Below are 22392 nucleotides of genomic sequence, written 5' to 3'. Positions count from 1 at the left end.
ACTAAAACTAAAAACAAATTATTTAATTTATTTAATATATTACTAATTAATGATACTATTTATTTTTTTAAAAATATGTTATTAAAAATTTTTTATTTTCTTGTATATTGTTCCTTTGTGATGTTTGTACATCAAACAGATATGTATATATACTATACTCTCAAATTTACAAATGACTATTCTGTCTCATTTTTCACTTTGCCTCATTTTGATCAGCCACAGATCATCCTATCCTTCTAAAACTCCTCCACTCGAAATTAAGGGGTAGGGGTCAGCCGGGTCCTCCTCTTCTATTACAAAAATCAGATTTCGTCATCTCTCCCTCCAAACAGATATTCACATCCAATAAACAGTAATTCTGATCGATCCGGTTATCTGCATCGGAAACCACAAAATCATCCGATCAACGGTCATATTTTACCATAGCAGAACGAACCTTTTACCTCGCGTCCGGAGAGTGAGGTTCCAGTGGAAATAAAGGGGTCATATATTTTTGATGGATTGTTGAATAGTGTACCTCCAGTGGAAATAGTGGGGTTTAATAGTGCGGAGATTATCATATGATTACTCATCTCACAGCAGGACAATCCAACGGAGGGGATTTTACGACAGATAACGATGGTCATTCACTTGGTCTTTTTAAAAAATACCTGGGAAACAACAAAATATTCAAAAACAGGGAAGTTCTCAGGCATAGCTACAGGCCATCCATTCTTCCTCACCGTCGACCACAAATCGACTCAATCGCTGCCATTCTTGCGCCCTCACTTCAGAATGAAACCCCCTCCAACATCCTTATATATGGCAAAACCGGGACCGGCAAGACTGCGTGTGCCCGGTACGTTGGATCGGAACTTGAAAATGCAAGTGGCCAGATGAATACATCCTGCCGGGTTGTTCATTTAAATTGTGAAGTAATTGACACTCAATACAGAGTTCTTGCACAGATAGCAAAGCTGATCACCGACACCGAACATCTCGCTTCTGATCGTGTCAAAACACATATTCCGATGACAGGATGGCCAACCGATCAGGTCTATGCAGAGTTGAAGAATGTCCTCGAAAATACAGGCGGTGTCCTTGTCATCATCCTCGACGAGATTGATAAACTCGTCAAAAAAAGTGGAGATGAGACACTTTACAATCTCACACGGATCAATTCTGATCTTGAACGCTCAAAGGTCTGTATCATCGGAATCTCAAACGATCTCAGATTCACTGACTTCCTCGATCCCCGTGTCCTCTCCTCCCTCTCCGAAGAGGAGATCGTCTTCCCCCCGTACAACGCACCACAGCTCATTGATATCCTGAAGCAACGATCCGATGTCGCATTTGTTGAAGGGGTCCTTGATGAGAGTGTTATCCCGCTCTGTGCAGCACTCGCAGCACAGGAGCATGGAGATGCCCGCCGGGCGCTCGACCTTTTCAGGGTTTCAGGGGAACTTGCTGACCGGGCAAGCGAAGATCGCGTCACGGATCGTCATGTCCGCCAGGCACAGGATAAAATCGAGACAGACAGCATGGTTGAGTGCATCTCAACCCTTCCGACACAGAGTAAGGTAGTCCTCTATGCGATGCTCCTCCTTCATCGCATAAACCAGAAGGTCTTCACCAGTGGTGAAGTGATGCGTCTTTACCGGGAGATCACAAGAGAGCTTTCACTTGAGACGCTTACCCATCGCAGGGTCACCGATCTCATCAGTGAATTAAATATGCTCGGAGTCATATCAACCCGTGTCGTATCCAAAGGACGGTACGGAAGAACCAAGGAGATCACGTTCGATGCCGCAACGGATCGTATCTGGGATGTGATCATGAATGATCAGCGGCTGGTTGAACACCGTATCTCCCGATATAATGAAGAGCAGGCAGGTAAACTCTTTAGGTGAAGATTATGGATGAAAAAGACAGGGAGATCCTACGTGTTCTTGAATCCGACTCCCGTGTCGGAGCAGAAGATCTTGGAACGATGCTGAGCCTCTCCCCCTCGGAGGTTCAGGCACGGATTGGCACACTTGAAAAAGCGGGGGTACTCCGGAAATATACCGCCATCATCGACTGGAAGAAGGCCGGTGAGGACGGCGTTGTCGCTCTTGTCGAACTGAAAGTCAGTCCTGAGCGTGAGTTCGGATATGATCGTATCGCAGATCGAATCGCACGATTTCCCGAGGTCAAATCTCTTCGCCTCGTCACCGGAACATATGATTTTCAGGTCATCGTCACCGGCAGGACGATGCAGGAGATCGCTGAGTTTGTATCAGGACAGATCGCCTCACTTGAGAATATCAAGGAGACGGTAACCCATATCGTAATGAAGACCTACAAGGAGCATGGCTGTGAATTACAGAGAAGCGAAGGGCTCGAACGTCTCCCGTACAGCTTCTGAGATCCCAGAGGAGAAGGTCCCGAGGAGCTACATCTCACAACGGGCTGAAGGGATCCCACCATCGGGTATCAGAAAATTTTTTGATCTTCTTCTCACGATGGATGATGTCATCTCACTCGGAGTCGGGGAGCCCGACTTTAACACTCCATGGAACATCGCCGTTGCCGGGATCGATTCTATCGAAAAGGGCATAACCTCGTATACCTCAAACAAGGGCCTCCAGGAGCTTCGCGATCTCGTCTCATCTTATCTGAGCCAGCACTATAATACGGATTATGATCCGGATGATGAAATCATCATAACAACCGGTGTCTCTGAAGGTCTTGATCTGGCAGTCCGGGCTGTTGTCGATCCCGGTGATGAGGTACTCGTCGCAGATCCCTGTTATGTCTCATATGCCCCCTGTGTCATGCTTGCAGGCGGTATTCCTGTTGCACTCCCCTGCCCGGCAGAGGATGAATTCCGTGTAACCCCGGATGCACTCCTTGAGAAGGTGACAAAGAAGACGAAACTTCTGATGATCAACTATCCAAACAACCCCTCCGGCGGAGTGATGGGGAGGGATGATCTCAAAGCGATCAGTGACATCATCGTCGATCACGATCTTCTTCTCCTCTCTGACGAGATCTACTCAGAGCTCACTTATGAAGGCCGCCATGTCTCTCCCGCCTCAATTGAAACTCTTCGTGAGAAGACGATCACCCTGAATGGTTTTTCAAAGGCATACTCCATGACCGGCTGGCGTGTCGGATATCTCTGTGCACCTTCCGAGATCGCAGGTGCGGCATTGAAGATTCACCAGTATGCGATGCTCAGTAGCCCGACGATGGCACAGTATGCTGCAATTGAGGCATTACGAGGGGCTGAGGATGCAAAAGACCGGATGGTAGCAGAGTTCAGGATGCGAAGAAACCTCTTCGTTGCAGGTCTCAACAGAATAGGCCTCCCCTGTCATCTTCCAAAGGGTGCATTTTATGCATTCCCATCGATTGAAGGAACCGGTCTCACGGACGAAGAGTTCGCTGAACGTCTCCTCATCGAGCAGCAGGTTGCTGTCGTACCCGGCAGGGCCTTCGGATCCTCAGGGATCGGTCATGTCCGTTGTGCCTATGCCGCTTCACGTATGGATCTGGAGGAGGCTATTCGAAGGATAGGAATTTTCATCGATTCAATATGAGCCGTGAGAAATACGAATGAATTTATAGTTTCCTCACCCCAATTTTAGATACGTACATGAGTGACTCTGGTGACACTGGTGCAGCTGGAGCAGTTATCTCCGGACGGCTTGGATCGATTAAAAAAGAGTATTTTCAGTATATACATGAAAATATCGAGAAGATCGACTCCAACATCCCTGTCTTCTATGCACAGGTCTTCTCTGCCATCGAGTCCAAATTTCCTGATATCCGGGATGAGGATCATGATCGGTTCTTTGACGATATCACCTATCAGATCCTGAGAAAAAGTAAAAAAAATTCGGATCCCGCATATTTTGAGAAGGTCATCCAGCAGGCCCTCCGCTTCCGGAGGAAGAAGGCTGGAAGAAGAACGATTGAGACCTTTCTTGGGATAAATAAATTGCGTAATAATCAGATCAAAGAGGCTCTCACCCTTCTCGAGAAGTACGCACTGAAAGATGCGGTCATCGGCGTCCTTGTCGCATACTGTTATTACCGCCTGATCGAGGAAGACCGCCGGACCAACCCGGATGCGTACAATGGCCCGCGTCCGGGTGAGATGGAGCTTCGATCCCGGCAGCTCCTGCTTGAACTCTCTCGTATCCAGCCAAAGATTGGTGATCACTCTTTTCTCAGGGGTGAAGATGCCGAATGGGTGAATCAGATCTTCTGGTTCATGATCCACCAGGCCCACACCTGGCTTCCGAGCCACCGCTGGTTCCTCAGGATCGCGCTTGAGAAGGCGAAGAAGGAGGGGAGCATCCAGAAGAGAGATGAGGTACTGAAGATCTCTGCAGAAGTGTACAGTGACGATCTCTTCTTCCTCCGCGAGCTCTTCTCATTTTACCTCCAGAATCATGATGGGCAGGGTGCGGCGAGCACCGTTCTCCAGATGATGCAGCAGCATCCAAAAGCACTTGAACCAGCGTATTATGGGATAAAACTCTCCTTCCTCTCGGGGAAGAAGGATATGTACTACAGGTTCAGAAAACTTGCAATCGTCCGTGGCATGCCGGAGTATCTCCTTGGTCTCTTTGATGCTTCACAGGCCCTCCTCTCCGGGAACAGAGCAGAAGGCCTCCTCTCCTTCAAGGATCTCAAAATGAAATATGACTCACTTGAGTATCTTGTCTCTCTCCTCTCCTATGTGGCGGAAGATTTCTTCTCAGATGATGAAAAAGTCGTCCGGTCAGCCCGAAAGGTCTATCTGAATGCCCTTGATGGATACTGCCTTGGGATCATCCGTCGAAAGGATGCCTGATCTGATCTCTCTTCCACTATAACAGGTATATTGGATCAGAGATTCCATCTAGTACCCATGTTAAGAGATCAGGAGATCGTCTCCAGATTCTGCGAGGCCGGCCATCTTGTTGATCCGACGGTCGTCTCTTACATACAGGAGAAGGGAGATCCTGCCCTTATTCAGACGATACTGAAATCTCTCTCTGTTAATTGCACAGTCGTCCTTCCCTCTCATATCCCTTCCCTCACCCAGCGGCGTGATGGCATACGGTTCACCGCTGATCCCATCCTTGAGGTGATCGAGGGGATGGAGGGATCTGCCGGCCCTGTCCGGCAGATAGAGGATTATGCAAGTCTCTTCAGAAACCGGTATGACACCCTCGGATCTCTCATCCGCAAACGTACAGGTTCAATACCTGTTGAGGCACTGATCCGCTCATCACGATTCCGTGATAGTGATGTAACGATCATTGGAATCGTCCTTGATGTGAAGACGACAGCAAAAGGCCACCGTATCATTGAGCTTGAAGATCCTACCGGTATCATCCCCGTCCTCTTTAACAGTGGACGTGACGGCTTTGCAGATGCGGAGCGGATTGTCCCTGATGAAGTGATTGGTGTCCGGGGCAAACTCTCTCCGGATGCGGGGCTCTTCTATGCGGATCAGCTCCTCAGGCCGGATATTCCTATTCAACACGCTCCATATACCCCTCACCAGTCCGGAAAAGCGGTCTTCATCTCCGATATTCATATTGGATCTGATACCTTCCTTGAGGATCCATGGGAGAGGTTCTGTGACTGGATATCAGCAGAAGATGACATTTCATACCTTCTTGTTGCCGGTGATCTGGTTGATGGTATCGGCATCTACCCTGGCCAGGAGAAGGAGCTGACAATACAAAATATCTATGAGCAATATGACCGGCTCGGTGAGATGCTCGCCACACTTCCATCCCGCCTCAGGATCGTCCTTGCCCCCGGAAACCATGACGTGGTCCGGGGAGCAGAACCCCAGCCCGCGATTCCGGCCGAGTTCCGATCTGCATACACCCCAAACTGTACATTTGTTGAAAATCCTTGCGCTGTCAGCATCCAGGGTGTCCGGGTTCTGATGTACCATGGCCGGAGTATCGACGATCTCATCAGCCTCATCCCGGGTGCACGGTATGAGGCACCTTCCGAGATGATGGAAGCGATGCTGAAGAGGCGCCACCTTGCCCCTTCCTATGGAAGAAGAACCCCGGTGCTCGCGACCGAGCAGGATCGCCTCATTATCGATCCCGTCCCGGAGATTCTTCATACCGGCCATGTGCATATCACCGGAATATCACGGTACCGTGGTGTCCTCTCGGTAAATGCGGGTGCATGGCAGGGCCAGACTGCATTTCAGAAGCAGATGAATATCAATCCCACCCCCGGCCAGGCGATCATCATCGATCTTGAGAGGATGGAGCCACAGGTCTGTGACTTTCTCTCAAAATGAGGATCAGATGATTGGTGTAATTCCTGATTCTCCGTTCCCAAAAGAATGGATAATTAAACAATATTCAAATACTCTCTCTTCTAATAAAATAATATTCTATGAAAATCCTTCATCTGATATTCTTCTTCATTGCCATCTGCCTCTTCGTCTTTCTCAACCCTCTTGGTATCTCTTTTCCCTCTGATATTGATGCAGCAGGTGCAGGTACGTTCTCTCTCATCGGAGATGGCTTCGTCTCGATGAACCAGAGTGGCATTGCGGCATCCTGTTATTCATATGCCCTTCATTTTGATCAGAATGAGACAGTCCTTATGCAGAAACAGGCAGAGGCCTTCTACTCGCTTCATGAGTACGAGGAAGCGGCAGCCCTCTACTCCCAGGCGGCATCGATTGATCCCTCGTCATCTGAATTACTCACCGGTCTTGGTCGTTGTTACCTGATGGCAGGGGATCCTCAGGCGGCAGAGAATGCCTTCACAGAAGCCCTCTCTCTCTCCCCTGCTGATCCTGCCGCTCTTCATAGCAGGGCGGTTACTCTTCTCGCAGAAGGGCGGTATACTGAAGCCATCTCGGATCTCGATGCTCTCATTGCCACATATCCTGATAGCGGACGGGCACGGATGTACCGGGGGGATGCTTACATACATATGACGCAGCGCTACGAGACCGAGATGCAGGAGACCCATTCCAGGCCGGGATCGGGCTTCTCCGAGGGAAAAGCAACCGCCACAACGAGGCTGACAGGTGAGGCATCGAATGCATATATGAAGGCGATGGAGGACTATCAGAAGGCAATGGAACTTGATCCGCGGCTCACCCCGGTCATCACCATGAAGGTGATGGCACAGTACCAGTCCCAGGTTGAAACATACGCAATGATCATCGGATCACTCTGATCCCCCTTATTTTCTGCGCGCATCCGGACTGATCACGAATACCTATTCGTTAATAGCCGTATCTTCCTCGCATCATTCCATATGATATTTATGCTTCTCGTACCTTCTTCTATGGAAGGCATTCCGAACATGGAGGTATAAAAAACATGGATCTCGTTTATCTAGCACCTCTTGCTGCCCTTATCGCCCTTGCATTTGCGGGCTTCTCCTTCATCACGGTGAAGAAGGAGGGTACAGGAACAGAGGTGATGCAGAAGATCGCCGCCGCCATTCATCTCGGCGCCATGGTCTATCTGAACCGCCAGTATCGTGCGATTGCTGTATTCGTTGTTGTACTTGCAATCGTTTTAGCAGTTGGAATCTCCCCGCTCACCGCGGCGACATTCGTTCTTGGTGCGGTCCTCTCCGCAACCGCCGGATATATCGGTATGTACACGGCGACCGCAGCGAACGTACGAACGACCAATGCAGCCCGTCGTGGCATTGCAGAGGCGTTTCGTGTCTCATTCTCAAGCGGCTCTGTCATGGGCATGGCTGTCGTCGGTCTTGGCCTTCTTGGTCTCTCCGTCGCGTATCTTGCTCTCTCCGCTATGGGTCTTCCCCAGGGGGAGGTTCTCTCGACGGTGACAGGATTTGGTCTTGGTGCCTCATCGATTGCACTCTTCGCACGTGTTGGTGGAGGTATCTTCACCAAGGCAGCTGACGTCGGTGCAGATCTCGTCGGTAAGGTCGAGGCAGGCATCCCTGAGGATGATCCACGAAACCCGGCAGTTATTGCTGATAACGTCGGTGACAATGTCGGTGACGTCGCTGGTATGGGTGCTGACCTGTACGAGAGCTATGTCGGATCTATCATCGCCGCGATGGTCCTTGGTATCACAGCGGTTCAGACCGAGATGTATGCAGGCCTTGACCCGATGCAGCTCGTTCTTCTCCCGATGATGATCGCCGCACTTGGTATCTTCTCAGCGATCGTCGGATCATTCTTCGTCCGGACGAACAAGACCGAGATGACAGCAATTCATATGGCCTTCAACAAAGGTCTGATCGTTGCTATCGTCCTCGTTGTCATTGCGACATATTTCCTTGTCACAACCCTCATCGGACCTGAATATATCGGCATCTTCTTTGCAGCAATTGCCGGTCTCGTTGCAGGATTTGCAATCGGTCTCATCACCGAGTACTACACATCCTATGACAGGGCCCCGACACTCTCGATCGCCAAATCCGCCCAGACCGGATCCGCAACCACTATCATCAGCGGATTTGCAAAGGGCATGGAATCGACCGTCTTCCCGGTCTTCTTTGTTGCAATTGCAATCACCATCTCCTACCACTTCGCAGGCCTCTATGGTATTGCCATCGCCGCAGTTGGTATGCTCTCGACCCTTGGTCTCTCCCTTGCAGTCGATGCATACGGACCGGTCGCTGACAATGCAGGTGGTATCGCAGAGATGTCACACCAGGATCCCAAGGTCCGGAAGATCACCGACACCCTTGATGCAGTCGGCAACACCACCGCCGCCATCGGCAAAGGCTTTGCCATCGGATCCGCAGCACTTACCGCACTCGCCCTCTTCTCTGCATACACCCTTGCAGTCGGGCTCAATGTCATCGATGTCACCAACCCGATGGTCTTTGTCGGTATGCTCATCGGTGCAATGCTTCCGTTCCTCTTCTGCGCACTCACCATGACCGCAGTAGGAAAGGCAGCCTACGAGATTGTCATCGAAGTTCGCCGTCAGTTCAAGGAGATTCCCGGGCTGATGGAAGAGAAGGCAGATCCGGATTACGCATCCTGTATTGCCATCTCGACAAACTCCGCACTCCGTGAGATGATCGCACCTGGTGTCCTCGCCGTCCTTGCCCCGCTTCTTGTCGGGTACTTCCTCGGCCCTGCAGCACTCGGCGGTCTCCTTGCAGGATCCCTTGTTGCAGGGTTCTCCCTTGCGATCACCATGGCAAACGCCGGTGGTGCATGGGATAATGCCAAGAAATATATCGAACAGGGCAACTTTGGTGGAAAGGGTTCAGATGCCCACAAGGCAGCAGTCGTCGGTGATACCGTCGGTGACCCTTTCAAAGACACTTCAGGTCCTGCCATCAACATCCTGCTGAAGCTGATGTCGATGGTGGCACTCGTCTTTGCCCCACTCCTCATCCTCCTCTGAGGATGAAGAACAATCTTTTTTGATTTACGACGTTCTCTTCTCACTTTCTCTTCTCTCTTCCAGTATCTCCACCCGCAGCTCAGGCTGTCAGGTGACGGGGGGATTGGGAAAAGATGGATAAAAAAGGATCTTATGCCCCGATACCAAGATACCAGGTTGCAATCGAGAAGTAGATCAGAACCCCGGTGATATCGGCAAATGAGGTGACAAGGGGTGTGCTCGCCACCGCCGGATCTTTATTCAGTCTGGTCAGCAGGAATGGAAGCGTCATACCAATGAGCGATCCGATGCAGACGATCAGCATCATCGAGAGCCCGACCACAACAGCAATCCCAGGTCCTCCCCGGAAGATTCCAAGAACCATCACCGCCCCTGCAAGACTTACTCCAAGTGCCAGGGCGATGAATACCTCACGCCCGATGAGCCGTGCCCAGTCTCCTGCCCCGACATCACCGGTTGCAAGAGACCGGACCATCAGGGTTGCCGACTGTGATCCGGCATTTCCTCCGCTGTCGATGAGAAGCGGGAGGAAGAAGACGAGTGCGACATACGCAGCGATCGTCTCCTCGAAGTACGCGATTCCTGCTCCTGAGAAGACGTTCATCAGGACGAGGACGAGAAGCCAGGGGAGTCGTTTCCGATAGAGTATACCGATGGTCGCATCCTTGACGCTCATCCCGATATCGCGGACAGATCCGATCTTCAGGAAGTCCTCGGTCCCCTCCTCTTCGAGGAGATCGATGACATCATCAAAAGTGATCGATCCGACAAGCCGGTCTTCTGCATCAAGGACCGCTATTGCATAGAGATCATATTCAGCAACAAGTTCCGCAGCCCGTATTCGCGGCTCGGTTGTCCTGACGAAGAGGCCGGGCTCTGCTGCAATCTCTCCGAGCCTGATCTCAGGAGTTGTCTTGAGAAGACTCCCGAGGCTGATATACCCGCGATATATCCTCCCCGGGCCGATGACATAGATGACGCCCATCTCATCAGGACGGAGGGGGCTTGTATGGAGGCCTGCCAGCACCTCCCCGATTGTCGTATTCTCATGGAATGTAAGGTACCGGGAGGTCATAAACCGGCCACAGCTCCCTGCAGGGTACCCGAGGAGCTGACTGACTGCTGCTGCGTCTCCGGGCTTCATCTCTGCAAGGATCCGTTTGGCGATCTTGGCAGGAAGCTCCTCAAACAACCTCGTCTGGTCATCGGGATCGAGTGATTCGACAAGGCTGAGGGTCTCCGGATCCTCCATCAGAGAGATAAGCCGTGCCTGCTGCTCGGGATCAAGCGATTCGAAGACATCAAGGGCCGTATTCTTCTCAAGGAGACGGAAGAAGATGGTGTATTCGGCATCCTCTATCTCAGAGAAGAGATCGGCAGCTTCGAGTCTGGAAAGCTCTTTTGCATAATTTCGAAGTCCTTTCCAGTCTCTCAGAGCGAGTAATTCCAAAATCCTATCCCGGTGCATTGGCCTCTCCTTCAGTATCCGAGAGTATGGTGGCTGGATATAAGAGTCTGTTGTCAGCTTTATTGCGGTATTGGATGGAAATATGGCCTCAATTGACGATTATCGTTAGGTGCAATAAAATTCGTAGCCTTGGACATCCTTTTCTTCCATGCATCCCCATCACTCATGATAACCAAGGTGTTCCTATGAAACGATCATACATCATGCTGATTCTTCTTCTCATCGGCATCAGTGCATCCGCCGGATGCATGATGGCAGATACATCTCCGGACTTTCCCCACGGGTGGAGTGAAACGGTGGTCTATGAGAACGCTGCTCCCTATGAAAGGTCTGATGTGGCTTATGATACAAAGACGGGCTTTGTTGATGCACAGGTGATCAGGGAAGGCGAGATCTCTCTACAGAGCCGGGATCCCCGGCAGACGGCAGATGAGATCACAGAGATAGCAGAGCGATATAACGGCCGTATCCAGTCACTCACCATCAACTCTGCCGGGGTTCGGGATGGAAAGCAGCGCTATTATGTTGAGGCCATCCTCAGAATTCCACCGCAATCCTTTGATGCAGTGATGCAGGAGATTGAAGGTACCGGAACACTCACCCACAGGCAGATACGGGAAAGGGATGTCACCGAAGAATACACCGATCTCCATGCTGAGAAGCAGTCACTACAACGGCAGGTGGAGCGATATGATGATCTCCTTGAAAAGGCAGTGACGGTTGAGGAGATACTGCAGGTCCAGACTGCCCGTGACACCGCTCAGAGAAGCCTGGATATTGTGACCGGGAGGCTCAATCTCCTTGAATCACGGATCGATGAAGCGATTATCACTGTCTCGATCAGGGAAGCGCCGACTGTTGGTGTGGACTCCGGATTTAGTGCTTCGGGGGTTTTGAATACCGGTATATCAGCATTTATGGCGGTTATTGTCATCCTGATCGTTGCTGCCTTTGCCCTCCTCCCGCTCGCCGTTATCGGGGGGATCGTCTGGCTCATTCTCAGGCGACGGAAGGGATGATCCCTTATATTCTCACAATTTTTTCTGCTTTTTTGATATCAAGGCTGAGGTCCGCGTTCCGTACAGAATGGGTCAGCCATCCGGATGAAACGAGATCAACCTCGCATCCTGCATAGGACCCGGCATTTTTCGGTGTGATCCCTCCTGAAAGCTCAATTGTCACCCTCTCCCGAAGCCCTGCTTCTTTGAGGAGCTCAATGGTCCTCTTCACAGTTTCCGGGGTCATATTGTCGAGGAGGAGGATGTCAACACCGGCAGATGCGGCGATGATAGCATCCCCGGGGTTCTCCACTTCACACTCGATCACCCTGAATGCCGAGAAAGCCTTCGCACGCCTGATCGCCTCTTCAATCCCTGCAATGGCGAGATGATTATCCTTTATCAGGATCGCATCCGAGAGGGAATACCGGTGTGGCTCTCCACCGCCGATCCTGATCGCTTTTTTGTCAAAGAAACGAAGACCCGGAGCGGTCTTCCGGGTGCCGGCGATCCGTGCTCCAGGCATCGCCGACCCGATCACCAGTCCAAACCGGCTGGTCGCGGTTGCGATCCCCGACATCCTCCCCATCAGGTTCAGAACGGTCCGTTCGGCGGCGAGGATCCCATGGACAGGCCCGGTCATTGTAAGGACCGTCTGGTTGGGATCCGCCCATTCACCGTCAGGTATGGCAGGATAAGCCCTGACCCCGCATTCATTAAAGAGGAATACTGCCTCGTCAATACCGGCGATCACCATCGCTTCCCGTGCGATGATCACTGCCCGGCTCTCGGTTTGCGGAGTGGTCGCCTCTGTTGTTATATCCCCGAAGGGGAGATCCTCTGCCAGAAACCTCCGGAGTGAATCCTCCATGATCATTTTCTCACCGCCGTATCCGGATCATCCGTTCGACCGCCCGCTTCGCAGGCTCCAGGATCTCGTTCTCGATGATCACTTCATAAACACCGTCCCGGAGGGAACGGAGAAGATCCTCCCGCTTCGTCTTCTTCATATCCTCGCAGATTGCTTCCTCGGGGAGATGAAAAGCCCGATCCGGGTAGAGGCTCCTGAGCCGGTATCCCATATCGCGCTCTGTGCATACAAACCATGTCTCACATTCATCTGCATGCCTCACCATTCCGCCTGTTGATGTGACGAGATCGGATCGTTCCTGAACTTCGGGGCGGCATTCAGGATGGCAGACGATCCGGCATCCTTGGGATCGCGCCTCTTCGATCTGGGGAACGGTGAAGGCTGTATGAACATAGCAGTGCCCTTCGGCAGGAAGCGGGATGATCTCCTTCTCGGGAACCTGTTTCTGTACATAAGAGGCGAGGTTTGCATCCGGGCCGAAGAGGATCGTCTTCTCCGGTAGTGATCTGACGACATCGGCGGCATTTGCTGATGTACAGGTGATATCGGCTACTGCTTTGACGGCCGCTGTCGAGTTGACATAGACGACGACGGCAGCATCAGGATACTTCTTTCGTGCTTCCAGCACCATCTCCGGGGTGAGATGATCGGCGAGCGGACAGCCGGCATCCGGGATTGGAATCAGGACGGTCTTTTCAGGGGAGAGGAGCTTTGCTGTTTCAGCCATGAAGAGGACACCACAGACTATCAGTATCGACTCTTCAGCCTCAGCTGCCACTACAGCAAGTTCAAGACTGTCGCCAACGATATCTGCAACATCCTGAATCTCCGGCAACTGGTAGTTATGTGCGAGGATGAGGGCATTCTTCTCCTTCTTCAGCCATCTGATCTCTTCTTCTGTTGTCATGTTCCGATCACCAGCGGATTATCAAGATTTTCGAGCAGTGTCAGTATCGAGAGTGCGGCAAGATAGCTTGTTGCAGGGTTTTCGGGGCTTGGAATGTTTCGTACCCTGATATATGCATCCCCAAATTCACCTTCAATGAATATCTCATGGATGTTCCGATCCACATCCGGATCGACCCAGAGTTCAACATCGACCTCGTGGCCGGCAGCCAGGGTCAATGCCTCAGAGACGTTTACGTTCTTTGGATAATCCCTGATGCATTCATGTGCCTTTCCTGAGAAGATCATCGTTGGTACATCTGCCCTGATGGAGAGGGATGCCGGGCTCTTCGTCGTCCTGAGGAGGAAGGTATCAATGGCAGATATCTGCCCGACCTTGATGTTGTCAAGGCCCATCACCGCACCGGATGGGACATAGATCTTCTTACCCATCTCTTTTGCGGTTCGGACAAGCCTCTCACGGAATTCCGTATCCGAGAGTGCCCCCACACTCATCACCACGAAGTCACGGCCGGATCTGAGTATCACTTCACCGTACTCCTGCGCGGCGGCAACCGAGGCTGCTTCGACGACGATATCAAAGTCTGCGGAGAGAAATGTTGTAAAATCGGTATAGGCCCGGGCATCGGATGCTGCTGCCAGCTCGTCTGCCCTTGCCTCTATCTGGTCATAGACTGCTGTTATACTGAATGATTTCTGGTGTTTTGCGATGATATGCCCGATATTGCCGCACCCGAGCAGTCCAACGGTGATCATTGGTTATGGTATTGCTTCTTTTCAGTATAAACGGTTCTGGTCAATGGAGGTGTTTGATGGAGCTATTGTTCAGGCGTTACTTCTTCTTCTCTGCTTTCTTCTTCTTTTTATCCTTCTTCTTCTCTTTTTTCGCCTTCTTCTCTGCTTTCTTCTTCTTTTTATCCTTCTTCTTCTCCTTTTCTGCCTTCTTCTCCTCTTTCTTGTTTCCAGCTTCTTCTTCGCTCAGAGTATTCTGTTCGTCACGGGCAGGAGATTCCTCCTTCTCCTCTCCATTCTTAGCATGGATCATGATGAGCATCATCTTGAACCGGTGGATTGGCCGGACTGCATGGGGGATATTGGCAGGCATGATGATCATCTCCCCCTCCCTGAGGTGATGGGGTGTTCCGGCGATGGTGATCTCCGCTTCGCCATCAAGCGAGAAGGCAAGTGCATCAAAGGGTGCGGTATGTTCTGAGAGTCCCTGGCCCTCATCAAAGGCAAAGAGTGTCACCGTCCCCTGCCTGCTCATCATCACCACCCTTGATATAATCGTCTCGGACTGATAGGTGATCATATCCCGTGGCTTGATCGGAACTCCGATGATTGCGTCGTCTCTCTCTTCTGACATAGTTGAGAAGTGGTGCTGTCCGCATATCAAGCTTCTGATGTATCCATTTCTCGCCCTGATGGGATGATTGCCCGATGAGAGACGTTCATTTTTGATATTGGAAAACCAGATCCCTTTAATAGCAGTTTCCGCATTACGAGCACCTCTGATGCAGAAATAAAATTAAATAATCAAAATAATATAATTGCAAAAAAAGGACAATTTTTGAAAATGGCCATTATACGGGTTTTACGTCACCTTTAAGAAGACTAAGATCGTACTAGTAGTGAGTTGAAAGTAATATGGAATTATCTTCACAAAACTACAAATCCGGAGAATATCACAACTCGATCGGAGAGGATGCACCACAGTGGAGGGACTGGCGCTGGCAGATCGCCCATACCGTCCGGAGCCTCTCGATGCTTGAGAAGGTTCTCGGCATCACCTTCCCCCCGGAAGAGCGGGAGAAGCTGCAGGAGACGATAGATAAGTTTCCCCTTGCTGCAACACCATACTATCTCTCGCTCATCAAGACCGAGGATTATGCCAATGATCCCATCTTCCGGCAGGCCGTTCCGGTTCCTGATGAACTGAGGGTGGAAGAGTGTGAGCTTGAAGATCCCCTTGCCGAAGATAGCGACAGCCCGGTTCCGGGGATCACACACCGGTATCCGGATCGCGTCCTCTTCCTTGTCTCAAATGTCTGCGCAATGTACTGCCGTCATTGTACACGGAAGCGGAAAGTCGGAGATCGGGACAGAATCCCGACATGGGAGGAGATGGAGGTGGGTATCACCTATATTCGTGAGCATCCCGAGGTCCGGGATGTCCTCCTCTCGGGCGGTGATCCACTCATGCTCCCCGATGATCTCCTTGATAGGATCCTCACCCAACTTCGGGCGATTCCGCATGTCGAGGTGATCCGGATCGGGTCGAGAACCCCTGTCGTCCTTCCATTCAGAATAACTGATGGTCTGGTGAATGTCCTCAAAAAACATCAGCCGATCTGGCTCAATACCCATTTTAATCATCCCCAGGAGATCACCCCGAGTGCTGAGAAGGCACTTGCGAAACTCGCGGATGCCGGGATTCCACTCGGCAACCAGTCGGTCCTCCTCGCCGGAGTGAATGACTGCCCGAGGATCATGAAGTCGCTCGTCCAGAAGCTCGTCAAAAACAGGGTCCGGCCGTACTATCTCTACCAGTGTGATCTCTCTGAGGGTCTCTCGCACTTCCGGACCCCGGTCGGGAAGGGGATTGAGATCATGGAGAACCTCATCGGCCATACAAGCGGCTTTGCGGTTCCAACCTATGTCATCGACGCACCTGGTGGCGGCGGGAAGATCCCGGTGATGCCGACATATCTCATATCGTACTCCACCAACAAGGTGATCCTCAGGAACTTTGAAGGGGTGATCACCACCTACCGGGAGCCTGACAACTATACCTCGATCTTCTGTGATCGCAACTGCAAGGACTGTTCACTCCAGCTGAAACTCGAGGCCGGAGACGAGCAGCATGTCGTCGGGATCGCAAAGCTCCTCTCAGATTATGATGAAGCGACGGCACTCGTCCCTGCCGACTCGGAACGGATGGCACGGAGAGAGGATGAAGAGGAGTGATCCGGTCATCAGGGTGGGCCGAAGCCTCATCCAGCATGGAAGCTATAACAATCGGATCTACCTGATGAAACTCGATCCTGAGGATACCGCCCTCATTCTTGGTTGGATCCGGGAGACGCTTGAAGAAGAGGGGTATAGCAAGGTCTTCGCAAAGATCCCGGGTCCGGCTGCACCTGCATTTGAGAGGGAGGGGTTCGGCGTTGAGGCGAGAATCCCCGGCTACTTCAGAAATGGTGATACCTGTCTCTTCATGGGGAAGTACACCGATCCCTCGCGGAGGGAGTATAATGAGGAAGGGGTAGCCGTAGCACTCGGGACTGCCTTAGAACGGGCAGGTTCAGGCCATAATCCATTAAAGGAGGGATATCTGATCCATGAGGCAGACCTTTCCGATGCTGAGGCGCTTGCAGAGCTCTATGGAACGGTCTTTCCGAGCTACCCGTTTCCGATAGATGATCCCGGCTTCATACAGACCTCGATAGAGAGCGGGGAGACCCGTTTCTTTATGGTGATGAACGGAGAGACCCTCCTCGCCGCCTCGTCGGCAGAACTTGACCCTGATTCCGGAACGGTCGAGATGACTGACTTTGCGACCCTCCCGGAGGCGAGGGGGCTCGGTGTTGCCGGTGCTCTCCTGAGACATATGGAAGGGGTTGTACGGGATGACGGCTATCATCTTGCCTACACCATCTGCCGTGGCGAGGAGCCTGCGGTGAATATCCTCTTTGCACGTGGAGGGTACCAGTTTGCCGGCACCCTCCCGAACAATACCCAGATTGGAGGAGGATTTGAGAGTATGAATGTCTGGTACCGATCCCTTCTTACGAACCCTTCGCCTGGTTAACCATCTCCAGGCCACCTTCGAGTCTCTCGATCATCTCAGCGACAGAGGTCTCATTGCCAAGGCCGATCACCTCCATCGCATCCCGAAAGATATCGATCAGGGTTCTTCCAAGGTCGGAGAGCCAGCCGATAAACTCATCGAGCCCTTCGAGGGTCCCGGTGGGTCCCGCCGGATATTCTGTTGCCGATACTGTACCAGTGCAGAGGATGCAGAGGAGGATGGGTAGCATGAGAATATGATAGATCGCCATACAGTACACTCTCAATCAATAACGATAATACAACTGCTCATCGTAGTAACCAGATAGTATGCATGATCCTGATCTGCGGGCGGGGATCGATATTGGTGCGACCTGGATTCGGGGCGGCCTCATCGATCAGCATGGCTCCCTATCGTCTCTCATCCGGATGCGGACACCGACTGCCGGTCGTTCCGGGGCCGTCGTGACCGAGGCGGTGATTGCGATCCTCGATCAGATCCTTCCTGAGACCCCTCCGAATAGCAGAATCGGGATCGCCTCTGCCGGTCCCCTGGATCTCAGGTCAGGATCGGTCGTTGCCTCACCGAATATGGCATTTGACCGGATCGAGATCGTCTCCCCGGTTAAAGAGCGGTTCGGCCGTCCTGTCACCCTCATCAATGACTGCCGGGCCGGCGCTCTCGCAGAAGCGGCTTCTGGTGCCGGTCGGGACCTGAGAGATCTCGTTTATCTCACCTTCTCATCCGGGATCGGAGGGAGCGTCATCTCCGGTGGCCGCCTCCTCTCCGGTGCAGGTGGCAACGGCGGCGAGGTCGGGCATTTCTATGTTGACGGACGGTATGGCCTCATCTGCGGTTGTGGCGGAAGAGGCCACTTTGAGGCATATGCTTCCGGAACCGGTATTCCCCGTTTCTATGCACGTTTCCTTGAGGAAGAGGGGGAGATCGGATCCGTTCCGGACTCTGCCGATGCGATCCTCTCCTCCATGGACCCGGTAGCCTCCAAATTCAAAAAAGAGCTTGCAACCGTCTGCGGCCGGGGTCTCTCCACCATCATCGCAGCATATAACCCGGAGGCTGTCATCTTTGATGGCCCGGTGGTTCGGAACCATCCGGCCTTCGTTCCTGCGATGGTGAGCCGGGTGGATCGGTATCTCCCGGTTCCTGATTGTCTGATCAGCCCCCTCGGCGGAGATGCACCATTGATAGGTGCAGGGGTGATCGCATGGAGAGAGGGATCTCTGGATCGCTGACTCCTTTCCGGTAACACCTCATTAAGCCGGAGTACGTCTATACAGAAACCACAGGATGAATGAACAGATGAACGAGACCGAGATAGAATCAATCGCCCAGGCCAGTCTTCCGCTGATGAACCCGACGACTTCGGAGATGCTCCTCCGTGCAGGATCACGTGCCCGTCTCTCTCCAGGCAAGCTCGTCTATGATATCGGTTGCGGGAACGGGACCCTGCTTGCCCTCTGGCATGAGGCATACGGGATTTCGGGTGTCGGGATCGAGGAGCGGAAGAGCTCGGTCCTCAGAGCCCGGAGAGAGGTATCCGATGCTGGTGGCCAGATTCAGATCATCGAAGGGGATGCCGCTGTATGGACTCCTGATAGAGCTGCAGACTGCACCGTCGCCCTCGGCTCTGCCTTCATCTTCGGTGGTACTGATGGCGCTATTCCCCACCTTGCAGAGATGACCGCACCCGGGGGGGTGGTCGTCATCGGCGATCGCTACTGGCGATCAGATCGGGTCTCCCCGGAATTTGCTGTCCAATGGCCGGAGATTCCAACCGAATACGGCCTCGTCTCAACAGCCCGGGACTCCGGCCTTACACTTGCCGGTCTCGTCCGGGCAACAGAGGCCGATCACGATGCCTACGAGAGCGCAATCTGGCAAAATTGTCTCGACTGGATTCATACCCATCCGGATCATCGTGATCGCCCTCTTATTGAGGAGTACCTCTCCCGGATCCAAGATGAGTACCTCGTCTACGGGAGGGAGGCCTTCGGCTGGGCCTGCTGGATCTTCCGGAAGCAGAACTGAGAGATATCGGGAGGCTGATCCATCTGGCTTTTGAATGCAATCAATGTGGGGACTGTTGCAGTCACCTCGGGCTCGTCCATCGGATTATCCAGGATCTTGGCGATCACCGGTATGTCGTGAGAAACGAGTATACCGGTGAGCGGACGACCGTCACCGTCGCCCCCGGGATGCTTTCCCTCTTCAATGACCGCCGGACCCTTGTTGACCGCCCGGAAGCCTGCCCATTCTTCCGCTTTGCCAGGGAGAACGGGAAGGGGTACTGTTGTGTCCATGCAACCCGGCCTGAAATCTGCCGTGATTATGGCTGCTGGCGGATTCTGATCCTCGATCGGGATGGGAGGCGGGTTGGGAGAATTATGGCGTCACGACACCTCGCCTCTGAGGACTCCGATCTTCTCCGCCTCTTTCGGGAAGAGATGGCTCTGCATGCGGAACTCAGCGATTCCGAGTGGGATCGGGTGATTATCCGGATGGTACATGCGGCAGGCTACCGTGTATGCAGATAATCGTACCTTATACCAGAAGACGACACATAATCTGGAGTGCGGAAGATATCTGCTCCTGAAACAACCGGATCAACGCTACGGAGACGAATTGCGGAGCGCCTCTTTTTCCTGGGTCCTGTCCTTATCCTTGCAATAGAGGTCTCGGGAGAATCGGGGATCGTTGAGATCTTCGGGGCAGGGAAGGCGACGGGATACTCGCTCCTCTGGATATGTGCTGTCGCGCTCATCTATAAATATGCCTTTGCATATGGTATTGCCCGGTATACCCTTGCAACAGGAAAGACGATCTTCTCCGGCCTCCGGTCTATTCCAGGTCCCCGGAACTGGGAGGTTACCTTCATCACGATCATCTATGTCCTTGAGATGGTTGCGTACGGAGGTTTTCTTATCATCGGGGCACATTTTCTCTACTATCTCATTCCCTTTGATATCCCTATCCAGATAATCGCAACCCTCACCCTGGCTGCCATCATCGTCATCCTCTGGAAAGGGTCATATGAGCGGTTCGAACATCTGATCCTTGGGATGGTCCTGCTCCTCTTCATCGGATTCATCTTCAGCCTGACTGCACTCCATATCCCCTTCACTGAGGTTGCAGAGGGTTTTATCCCGTATATCGATGAGAACAACCTCCTCTGGAAGATGGCACTTCTCGGTGCCGTCGGCGCCGGCCTCAATATCCTCCTTTACTCTGTCTGGCTTCATGAAAAGACCGGTGGGAAGCCCTGTACCGATGATCTTCCGAAGAAGATGCGGATCGTCCGGGATGATCTCCTCATCGGCTTTGGATTCATCGCTTTTATGAGCTTTGTATTCCTCTCGATTGGTGCTTCTTACCAGGGGGCACCTCACCTTGAGATGGCTAACTCTGCCGTTGCGGTCTCCGGTCATATCCTCATGACGATCCCCTATGCCGCCCCCGTCATCATCTTCTCCTCATTCATCCTTCTTGCAGGTGCGGTTATATCGGGAATTGACGGCAGGGCCCGTGCTGTCTGCGGAATTCTGCGGGAAGCGGGGGGAGTCAGGATACCCCCGAAGAGGATGTACCGCCTGATCCTCCTTGGCTTCTCTGCCATGATCTTCGCTGCGTTCTTCATCTCAAAACCTGAATACCTGATAAAAAACGTCTCAATCTTTGCATCGATCCTCTTTGCGGTCATCGGGTTTGCTCTCATCTATATCGATAACCGCCTTCCAAAAAAGTACCAGGGATCACGGCTCTGGCTTGCCGTAATGGCTGCCGGATCCGGCCTCTATCTTCTCATAGCCCTCCTCCAGGAGAAGAGCCTGCTTGATTTTGGTCTTCCTCTCATGGAGAGGCTTGCAATCGTCTTACTCGTCCTGTACTTTTTTGTCCGTTCTGATCTCGCCGAGGCATACCGAAAAGGTGTTGCGACGAGAACCGATCTTCTCTGGCTGGTCCTGATCTTTGGAGTACTCTCGATTTACGGGACTTTACGGGGCTTCCAGATAGATGATGTCATTCTGAACTTCAGGGACCTTGGCCCGGTTCTTGCCGGTCTGATCGGCGGTCCCCTTGCCGGAGCGGCAGCCGGTCTGATTGGTGGGGGCTACCGGTATTCGCTTGGTGGCTGGACTGCGCTCCCCTGTGCGGTTGCAACGGTCGCGGCAGGGATCATCGGGGGTATTGCCAGAAGGTACTGGAAGACGTTCACACCGCTTCGGCTCGCCATCCTCGGTGTCGGTGTCGAAGCCCTCCACATCCTTGTCATCCTCCCTCTTCTCACCCTCGGCCACCCCACCTCCGAGGTCCTTGATGTGATACGGCATACCTTCCCGGCAATGTCGCTTGTCATGGTTGCCGGGCTGATCATCTATCTCATGGTCGAGGATCAGTACAGGAAGATCTGTGATATGAAGGATCTCGTGACATGGGTACGCCAGGATATTGATCCCGACTATGATCCTGATAAGGAAGAATAATCAGAGATACTCTGCCTGGGCTGCAAGCACCCCGGCACTATCACCTGCTGCTGCATAGTCGGCAAGGGGTTCGGCATTCACCTCAAGGAACCTGATCCCAAACGGGACTTTTGCGAGGATCTCTTCTGCCTGCCCCTTCTCTCCAAGAATAATGAGTGCTGCTGCGAGTGCCTCCACCGAGGAGAGGACAAAAGGCTTCCCGAAATTAACCGGGTTTGCCGCAACCAGGAACGGGAGCGCTCTCCGGCCCCGGAACCGTGCCATCTCCTCCCGCTCAAGCACCTCCCAGGAACAGTCGAGGGCTGTTATCGACCGGACCCACCTCCGGTCAGCAGGTGAGATGACAACTCCGGCGGTCGGGTCGAGGAGGAGGGTTCCTCTCGGCACCTGCTTAAACGAGGGGACGATCCGGATCATCCCAAAGCGCTCCAGCCGTTTCACTGTACACTTCCGTGGGGCGCAGGTGTTGTCACGATATGCGATCAGGGGAATCATGCTGGA

Annotated in this window: 21 protein-coding genes; 14 read left to right on the top strand and 7 right to left on the bottom strand. The window is 52.6% G+C overall.

Annotated elements, in window-relative coordinates:
- The first annotated feature begins 560 nt into the window (after positions 1-560).
- The 7 genes from RJ53_RS06505 (at position 561) to RJ53_RS06475 (ending at position 9356) form a co-directional block, all read left to right on the top strand.
- Positions 561-1889, top strand: a complete 1329-nt coding sequence (locus RJ53_RS06505) for an ORC1-type DNA replication protein (RefSeq protein WP_211530820.1) — start codon at positions 561-563, stop codon at positions 1887-1889.
- Positions 1890-1894: 5 nt separating this feature from the next.
- Positions 1895-2386, top strand: coding sequence for an Lrp/AsnC family transcriptional regulator (locus tag RJ53_RS06500; RefSeq protein WP_211530819.1), 492 nt, complete (start codon positions 1895-1897; stop codon positions 2384-2386).
- Complete coding sequence (locus RJ53_RS06495) at positions 2331-3563, top strand: aminotransferase class I/II-fold pyridoxal phosphate-dependent enzyme (RefSeq protein WP_211530818.1); 1233 nt, start codon at positions 2331-2333, stop codon at positions 3561-3563. The genes RJ53_RS06500 and RJ53_RS06495 overlap by 56 nt, the downstream gene beginning before the upstream one ends.
- A gap of 56 nt (positions 3564-3619) precedes the next feature.
- A complete protein-coding gene (locus RJ53_RS06490; RefSeq protein WP_211530817.1) occupies positions 3620-4825 on the top strand; it encodes a hypothetical protein in 1206 nt (401 codons plus the stop codon).
- A 57-nt stretch (positions 4826-4882) separates the two neighbouring features.
- Complete coding sequence (locus RJ53_RS06485; RefSeq protein WP_211530816.1) at positions 4883-6289, top strand: DNA-directed DNA polymerase II small subunit; 1407 nt, start codon at positions 4883-4885, stop codon at positions 6287-6289.
- A 98-nt stretch (positions 6290-6387) separates the two neighbouring features.
- Positions 6388-7185: a tetratricopeptide repeat protein gene (locus RJ53_RS06480; RefSeq protein ID WP_211530815.1), complete on the top strand. Its 798-nt coding sequence runs from the start codon at positions 6388-6390 to the stop codon at positions 7183-7185.
- A gap of 146 nt (positions 7186-7331) precedes the next feature.
- Positions 7332-9356, top strand: a complete 2025-nt coding sequence (locus RJ53_RS06475) for a sodium-translocating pyrophosphatase (RefSeq protein ID WP_211530811.1) — start codon at positions 7332-7334, stop codon at positions 9354-9356.
- A gap of 130 nt (positions 9357-9486) precedes the next feature.
- Here RJ53_RS06475 and mgtE read toward each other — a convergent pair whose 3' ends face one another.
- A complete protein-coding gene (gene mgtE / locus RJ53_RS06470) occupies positions 9487-10806 on the bottom strand; it encodes a magnesium transporter (protein WP_211530809.1) in 1320 nt (439 codons plus the stop codon).
- 203 nt (positions 10807-11009) lie between these two features.
- Here mgtE and RJ53_RS06465 point away from each other — a divergent pair, with 203 nt between their 5' ends.
- A complete protein-coding gene (locus RJ53_RS06465) occupies positions 11010-11843 on the top strand; it encodes a DUF4349 domain-containing protein (RefSeq protein ID WP_211530804.1) in 834 nt (277 codons plus the stop codon).
- 4 nt (positions 11844-11847) lie between these two features.
- Here RJ53_RS06465 and nadC read toward each other — a convergent pair whose 3' ends face one another.
- The 4 genes from nadC to RJ53_RS11865 form a co-directional block, all read right to left on the bottom strand.
- Positions 11848-12693: a carboxylating nicotinate-nucleotide diphosphorylase gene (gene nadC / locus RJ53_RS06460; protein ID WP_343221842.1), complete on the bottom strand. Its 846-nt coding sequence runs from the start codon at positions 12691-12693 to the stop codon at positions 11848-11850.
- A 10-nt stretch (positions 12694-12703) separates the two neighbouring features.
- On the bottom strand, positions 12704-13600 hold the full coding sequence (gene nadA, locus RJ53_RS06455) for a quinolinate synthase NadA (protein ID WP_211530802.1): 897 nt from the start codon (positions 13598-13600) through the stop codon (positions 12704-12706).
- Entirely contained in the window at positions 13597-14355 is a 759-nt protein-coding gene (gene nadX / locus RJ53_RS06450; protein WP_211530801.1) for an aspartate dehydrogenase, read from the bottom strand. Before nadX ends, nadA begins: the two co-directional genes overlap by 4 nt.
- A 76-nt stretch (positions 14356-14431) precedes the next feature.
- Entirely contained in the window at positions 14432-14965 is a 534-nt protein-coding gene (locus tag RJ53_RS11865; RefSeq protein ID WP_211530800.1) for a cupin domain-containing protein, read from the bottom strand.
- Positions 14966-15246: 281 nt separating this feature from the next.
- Between RJ53_RS11865 and kamA the strand changes: the two genes are divergently transcribed.
- Both kamA and ablB read left to right on the top strand, forming a co-directional pair.
- On the top strand, positions 15247-16566 hold the full coding sequence (gene kamA / locus RJ53_RS06440) for a lysine 2,3-aminomutase (RefSeq protein ID WP_211530799.1): 1320 nt from the start codon (positions 15247-15249) through the stop codon (positions 16564-16566).
- Positions 16553-17410, top strand: coding sequence for a putative beta-lysine N-acetyltransferase (gene ablB, locus RJ53_RS06435; protein ID WP_211530798.1), 858 nt, complete (start codon positions 16553-16555; stop codon positions 17408-17410). The genes kamA and ablB overlap by 14 nt, the downstream gene beginning before the upstream one ends.
- Here the strand turns inward: ablB and RJ53_RS06430 are convergent.
- On the bottom strand, positions 17388-17660 hold the full coding sequence (locus tag RJ53_RS06430) for a hypothetical protein (RefSeq protein WP_211530797.1): 273 nt from the start codon (positions 17658-17660) through the stop codon (positions 17388-17390). The genes ablB and RJ53_RS06430 overlap by 23 nt on opposite strands.
- Before the next feature lie 58 nt (positions 17661-17718).
- Here RJ53_RS06430 and RJ53_RS06425 point away from each other — a divergent pair, with 58 nt between their 5' ends.
- The 4 genes from RJ53_RS06425 to RJ53_RS06410 all read left to right on the top strand — a co-directional run bounded on the left by RJ53_RS06425 (position 17719) and on the right by RJ53_RS06410 (position 21891).
- The gene (locus RJ53_RS06425) at positions 17719-18642 is read left to right on the top strand and encodes an ROK family protein (protein WP_211530796.1); all 924 of its coding nucleotides are present in this window, start codon (positions 17719-17721) and stop codon (positions 18640-18642) included.
- 67 nt (positions 18643-18709) lie between these two features.
- Complete coding sequence (locus RJ53_RS06420; protein WP_211530795.1) at positions 18710-19438, top strand: SAM-dependent methyltransferase; 729 nt, start codon at positions 18710-18712, stop codon at positions 19436-19438.
- Positions 19405-19944, top strand: a complete 540-nt coding sequence (locus RJ53_RS06415) for a YkgJ family cysteine cluster protein (protein ID WP_343221844.1) — start codon at positions 19405-19407, stop codon at positions 19942-19944. Before RJ53_RS06420 ends, RJ53_RS06415 begins: the two co-directional genes overlap by 34 nt.
- A gap of 36 nt (positions 19945-19980) precedes the next feature.
- Positions 19981-21891 (top strand): Nramp family divalent metal transporter, encoded by a 1911-nt coding sequence (locus tag RJ53_RS06410; protein ID WP_211530794.1) that lies wholly within the window; start codon positions 19981-19983, stop codon positions 21889-21891.
- On the opposite strand, the gene RJ53_RS06405 is transcribed toward RJ53_RS06410, so the two are convergent.
- The gene (locus RJ53_RS06405; RefSeq protein ID WP_211530793.1) at positions 21892-22386 is read right to left on the bottom strand and encodes a DUF367 family protein; all 495 of its coding nucleotides are present in this window, start codon (positions 22384-22386) and stop codon (positions 21892-21894) included. It abuts the gene before it with no gap.
- Between the last annotated feature and the right edge of the window lie 6 nt (positions 22387-22392).

It is taken from the genome of Methanocalculus chunghsingensis (assembly GCF_018132105.1).
Taxonomy (GTDB): domain Archaea; phylum Halobacteriota; class Methanomicrobia; order Methanomicrobiales; family Methanocorpusculaceae; genus Methanocalculus; species Methanocalculus chunghsingensis.
This window is presented reverse-complemented; position numbering and strand designations above follow the sequence as displayed.

Bases quoted from the DNA above. Each gene is read 5' to 3' on its own strand.
- RJ53_RS06405 (WP_211530793.1), bottom strand. From the start codon at position 22,386: ATGATTCCCCTGATCGCATATCGTGACAACACCTGCGCCCCACGGAAG.
- RJ53_RS06480 (WP_211530815.1), top strand. From the start codon at position 6,388: ATGAAAATCCTTCATCTGATATTCTTCTTCATTGCCATCTGCCTCTTC.
- RJ53_RS11865 (WP_211530800.1), bottom strand. From the start codon at position 14,965: ATGTCAGAAGAGAGAGACGACGCAATCATCGGAGTTCCGATCAAGCCA.
- RJ53_RS06505 (WP_211530820.1), top strand. From the start codon at position 561: ATGATTACTCATCTCACAGCAGGACAATCCAACGGAGGGGATTTTACG.
- RJ53_RS06475 (WP_211530811.1), top strand. From the start codon at position 7,332: ATGGATCTCGTTTATCTAGCACCTCTTGCTGCCCTTATCGCCCTTGCA.
- RJ53_RS06490 (WP_211530817.1), top strand. From the start codon at position 3,620: ATGAGTGACTCTGGTGACACTGGTGCAGCTGGAGCAGTTATCTCCGGA.
- RJ53_RS06500 (WP_211530819.1), top strand. From the start codon at position 1,895: ATGGATGAAAAAGACAGGGAGATCCTACGTGTTCTTGAATCCGACTCC.
- RJ53_RS06420 (WP_211530795.1), top strand. From the start codon at position 18,710: ATGAACGAGACCGAGATAGAATCAATCGCCCAGGCCAGTCTTCCGCTG.
- nadX (WP_211530801.1), bottom strand. From the start codon at position 14,355: ATGATCACCGTTGGACTGCTCGGGTGCGGCAATATCGGGCATATCATC.
- RJ53_RS06465 (WP_211530804.1), top strand. From the start codon at position 11,010: ATGAAACGATCATACATCATGCTGATTCTTCTTCTCATCGGCATCAGT.
- RJ53_RS06425 (WP_211530796.1), top strand. From the start codon at position 17,719: ATGCATGATCCTGATCTGCGGGCGGGGATCGATATTGGTGCGACCTGG.
- nadC (WP_343221842.1), bottom strand. From the start codon at position 12,693: ATGGAGGATTCACTCCGGAGGTTTCTGGCAGAGGATCTCCCCTTCGGG.
- RJ53_RS06430 (WP_211530797.1), bottom strand. From the start codon at position 17,660: ATGGCGATCTATCATATTCTCATGCTACCCATCCTCCTCTGCATCCTC.
- kamA (WP_211530799.1), top strand. From the start codon at position 15,247: ATGGAATTATCTTCACAAAACTACAAATCCGGAGAATATCACAACTCG.
- RJ53_RS06485 (WP_211530816.1), top strand. From the start codon at position 4,883: ATGTTAAGAGATCAGGAGATCGTCTCCAGATTCTGCGAGGCCGGCCAT.
- RJ53_RS06495 (WP_211530818.1), top strand. From the start codon at position 2,331: ATGGCTGTGAATTACAGAGAAGCGAAGGGCTCGAACGTCTCCCGTACA.
- nadA (WP_211530802.1), bottom strand. From the start codon at position 13,600: ATGACAACAGAAGAAGAGATCAGATGGCTGAAGAAGGAGAAGAATGCC.
- ablB (WP_211530798.1), top strand. From the start codon at position 16,553: ATGAAGAGGAGTGATCCGGTCATCAGGGTGGGCCGAAGCCTCATCCAG.